Raw genomic sequence first — 4,466 nt, 5'->3', positions numbered from 1 at the left:
ATCGAGCGGCGGATGCGGCGGCCGGTGGCCGGCCACGCCCGGCACGAAAAACGGAAAGCCCGGATGACCGTCACCGTCGACCTGGGCCTGGCCGTCGACGATGCGCACTTTCGCCGGCAGCGGCGCCATCGCGTACTGCGGCAGCGGCACGACCGCGGGAATCGGCGTGCCGCGCGGGATCTCGCCGTCGGGCAGGGCGCGCGCATCGCTGCGCGGTCGGCCGTCCGCATCGAGCGCGGTGCCCGCCTCGAACACGTCGTGCGTGCGGTACAGCGCCCACATGCCGGCGGCAAAATGTGGATAAAAGTGGCAGTGGAAAATGGAATCGCCCGTCGTGAGGTTGCGGTTGCCGCTGCCGCCGAACACCAGCTCCGCGGTGAAGGACGAGCCCGGACCGATGGCCTGCGAGTCGAGGTAGTTGCTCTGGCTGGTCTCGGGCGAGCGCAGCCACTGGTGCGCGTGGTGGTGGTGCACGTGATGCACCGCGGCGCCGGAATGCAGCACGCGGAAACGCGCGTGGTCGCCGAGATAGGCGTGATAGACGTTGGACGGATCGTCCGGATAGAACGCCTTGGTCGCCTTGCGTCCCGGCCGCGGCTTGCACGGATCGGTCGGCTCGAAGGTCAGCGGATCGGTGTTGAACTTCACCGTGAGGTCCTGCAGTTCCGCCGTGGTGCACGGCGCATTGGCCGGCACGTCGACGACGAGGGCCGGATCGCCGATGGCCCAGGAGCTCAGGAAAAATTCTTCGAACTTGCATTCGGGGCAGTCGGCGGCCGGACCCACGCCGATGCGGTTGGCCAGCACCTGCGGTGCGATGCCGCCGATGCCGTAGTTGATCGCGAAGGAATCGGCGCCGGCATCCTCGCGCGGTACCTGGCTGTTCTTCGCCGACATGAACTCAGGAAACGCCTGCACCACGTCCTGCGACTCGTGGTAGATCACCGTGACTTCGCGGAACGGGCGGTTGCGCTCCGGCAGCATCGGGTTGTCGCCGGCGGGGATGCTCAGCGGACCGCGGCCGGGACCGGTGATCAGCGCGGTCAGGTCAGTGTGCACGATGCGGTTGTCGCGATCGAGCATGCGCAGGATCGGCAGGCCCGCGCGCGCATGGCCCGGCGGAAAGACGGCGTCGTAGTCGATGCGCGGATGGCCCGACGGCAGCGTGCCCGTGGTGGCCAGGCGCAGATCGTCTTCGCCGACTTGGCTGCGATACCACTCGCTTGCGCGCGGCTGCACGTTGACCGCGCCGAACAGGCCGGTGGACAACTGCATTTCGTTGAAATTGTTGTACTGCCCGGCCGTGCTGTAGAGCAGGTTGGTACCTTCCTCCTGCGCATACAGCCGGTAGGTGATGCTGGCACCCGGCTGCACGAGCCCCGAGTGCTGGCCGTCGCCGATTTCCGGGTTCTGTCCGGCCCAGGTGCCGTCGCTCGCGATAGTGTCGACGGGCTGCAGCCCGGCGACGTGGATCGATGCGGTGCGCGTGACCGGCTGCATCACGTCCTTGGGCGTCGGCGCGAGCAGGTTCTGGAAACGTATTTCGAGGCAACTGCCGGCGTTGACCCGCAGCACCAGCGGGCGCGGACGCTTGTCGGGCCTCAGCATCACCTTGCCCGGCTGGAGGCCGTCGGCGGCCGGGTCGGTGGACACCACGTCGGCGCGCAGCGCGTAGATCTCGCCGTCGGTGCGCGTCGTGCCCAGGCGATTGACCTGGAAGGCATGATCGAGCGCGACGACGTCGGCCTGCACGGTGCCGTCGCAGTGCCCACGCGCCGGCGCGTCGGCCGCGCGCAGCGGCGAAATCCAGAGGGCGGGAACCAGCACGAACGCGCACGACCACAACCGCAACGGCAAACGCATGGTTCACCTCGCAACGGAAAGACGGATGGCTGGAAACTTGTCTACAAGTTTCGTGTTGCACAATAACCGATATGGAAAGATTCGGAAGCCCTCTCCGGCGTCGCGCCGCCGGCGGCGGCAAACCTTTCCGGCTCGCCCCGGACACGACGGTGCCGGCCGACTGCGGATGCAGTAACCGTTTCCCGGCCGTGCCGCTTTCCATCCCCTGTCAGAAGTGCATTTGTCCAGAACCTTTGCTGAGGCAGGCGTAAAAAACCGCGCCCGGCTATCATGAAAATTCATCATTGCCGCCAGCGTGCGGCAGTGTTGCCTGCCCTCATTGCCGGCGCGTTGCCGGCGGGATAAGTTCGCGGGCGGCAGCCATCGGGGTGCGACCATGGGCAATGGATTCGGATGCGGGGCCGTGCTGCTGCTCGCCGCCCTCGGCGCGCAGGCAACGGAGCAGGACCACGCCGCTCATGCAGCGCACGCCGCCGCCGCGGCGCCGTCGATGCAGGGCGAGACGGTTGCCGGCGCGGTCGCCGACGTGCCCGTGCAGGACCAGTCAGGCCGCACGCGGCATTTCCATCGCGATCTGATTCAGGGCCGCCTGGCTGCGATCAATTTCATCTTCACGCGCTGCACGACGGTGTGTCCGCTGCTCGGCACGCGCTTCGCCCAGGTGCAGAAGCAGCTCGGCGACGATGCCGCCCGCGTGGCGCTGATCTCGGTGAGCATCGATCCGGCGAACGACACGCCCGCGGAACTCGCGCGCTGGAGCCGTGCGTTCGGTGCTGCGCCAGGCTGGGACCTTGTGACCGGCGCGCGCGCGGACATCGACCGGCTCGCGCGTTCGCTGGGTGCGTCGGCCGCCGATCCGGCGTCGCACGCGCCGCTGGTCGTGCTGATCGACGAGCGCGGCACGCCGCGTCCATGGCGCCGGCTCGACGGCCTCGCGGATGCCGGCGTGCTGACGGCGGCACTGCGCGAAGCGCTGGCGCGACCCGTGGAATGAAGCTGGCCGCGATCCTCTTCGCCGCATTGCCGATTCTGCAGGGCAGCGCCGGTTCCGCCGACGGCGGCGAGCGGATCTTCCGCGAGGGCGTTTCGCCGCGCGGCACGCCGCTGGTCGCGACCGTGGGCCGTGGCGACGCGGTGCCCGCGGCGCTGCTGCCCTGCGTGAACTGCCATGGCGCGGACGGTCGCGGCCGCAGCGAAGGGGGCGTGCGGCCGGCCGATATCAGTCCGTCGGCGCTGTTGCGGCCGTTGCGCGACGAGCGGCGGCAACGGCCGGCGTATGACGCGTCGCGGCTGCGCCGCGCGATCACGATGGGCATCGATGCGGGCGGCCAACCGCTCGATGCGGCGATGCCGCGCTATGCGCTGAGCCTCGCCGATGCGGATGATCTGCTGGCCTATCTGGCACGTCTCGACCAGCGGCACGAGCCGGGCGTGGCACCGGATCGGCTGCGCATCGGCGTGCGCGGCGCGGTGCTGGCGGCGCCGGCGCAGGAAATCTACGGTCGGCGCATCGAATTGGTGCACCTGCCGCGTCCGCCCGCGCGCAGCGACGACCTGCTGCTGCTCATCGACGCCGGCGCCGACGGCGACGAGAGCCTGACTGCCGCCGCAGCCGAGGAATTGCCGGCGATCGTCTTTGCCGCTGACGGCGACGACGCGGGCCGCGGCGGCTTCGTCATCACCGCGTCGCTCGCCGCGCGGCAGCGTGCGCTGGAAAGCCTTGCGGCATCGGTGCCGGCGCCGCGCGTGATACAGGACTGCGGCGAGGTGGCGGGGCTGTCTACCGCGCACACGCTGCTGCTGACCGGGCGTGTTGCCGCCGCGTGCGACCTCGCGCGACTGCCGTGGCCCGCGGGGCAGAGCCTGCGCGTCGCACTGCCGGCGCCGCCCGAGGCAGCGCTGCGGCAGGCCGTCGCGGAGCACGTGCTGCAGCTCGTCGTGGAATTGCTGCGACAGGCCGGCCGCAACGTATCGCGCGCGGCGGTGATCGCGCGGCTGCAGACGGTGCGCGAACCCGCACTCGGTGCGCTGCCGCCGCTGCAGTGGAGCGCGACGCGGCGGCACGGTCTGGATCACGTGTGGCTACTGCGACTGGACGAGCGCGATGGCCGCCTGCAGCCTGCGCCCGGTTGGTTTCGGACGGTGCAATAACCGAAGGGCATTGCGTCGAAAAGCGAAGCGAAGGGATCAGCGCGTCTTCACCCCGACCGAAGCATCGCGTCGAACACGCTGCGGTGCTCATGAATTGAATCGGCTTCGGAGCGTGCGGTGGCGCAATGCCCTTCGGTTATTGCGCCCAACGTGCGACGTTCCGGAGTAGCGCGCAATAGGCGCAGCGCATTGCGCCGGAAAACGAAACCCGGAGATCAAAGCAACTCCGGCCTCGCCGAAGCATCGCTTCGAGCAGGCTGCGGCGGTCATGAATTGAATCGGCTTCGGAGCGTGCGGTGGCGCAATGCCCTTCGTTGTCGCGCCCAACGTGCGCCGTTCCGGAGTAGGGCGCACTAAGCGCCGCGCATTGCGCCGGAAAACGAAACCCGGAGATCAAAGCAACTCCGGCCTCGCCGAAGCATCGCTTCGAGCAGGCTGCGGCGGTCATGAAT

General features: G+C 69.2%; 3 protein-coding genes and 1 pseudogene. 2 read left to right on the top strand and 2 right to left on the bottom strand.

Going from position 1 to position 4,466, the window contains the following annotated elements:
• Positions 1 to 1,863 (bottom strand): annotated as a pseudogene (locus tag VLF18_RS10880) (hypothetical protein); the annotation flags it as partial.
• 403 nt (positions 1,864 to 2,266) lie between these two features.
• Here VLF18_RS10880 and VLF18_RS10875 point away from each other — a divergent pair.
• Together VLF18_RS10875 and VLF18_RS10870 are read left to right on the top strand one after the other, a co-directional pair.
• Positions 2,267 to 2,857: an SCO family protein gene (locus tag VLF18_RS10875; protein WP_325279646.1), complete on the top strand. Its 591-nt coding sequence runs from the start codon at positions 2,267 to 2,269 to the stop codon at positions 2,855 to 2,857.
• Positions 2,854 to 4,014, top strand: a complete 1,161-nt coding sequence (locus VLF18_RS10870; protein WP_325279645.1) for a c-type cytochrome — start codon at positions 2,854 to 2,856, stop codon at positions 4,012 to 4,014. Before VLF18_RS10875 ends, VLF18_RS10870 begins: the two co-directional genes overlap by 4 nt.
• A gap of 136 nt (positions 4,015 to 4,150) precedes the next feature.
• Here VLF18_RS10870 and VLF18_RS10865 read toward each other — a convergent pair.
• The coding region (locus VLF18_RS10865; RefSeq protein WP_325279644.1) for a hypothetical protein at positions 4,151 to 4,466 on the bottom strand (316 nt) is incomplete at its 5' end.

The sequence above is a fragment of the Tahibacter sp. genome (genome assembly GCF_035481375.1).
GTDB lineage: Bacteria > Pseudomonadota > Gammaproteobacteria > Xanthomonadales > Rhodanobacteraceae > Tahibacter.
This window is presented reverse-complemented; position numbering and strand designations above follow the sequence as displayed.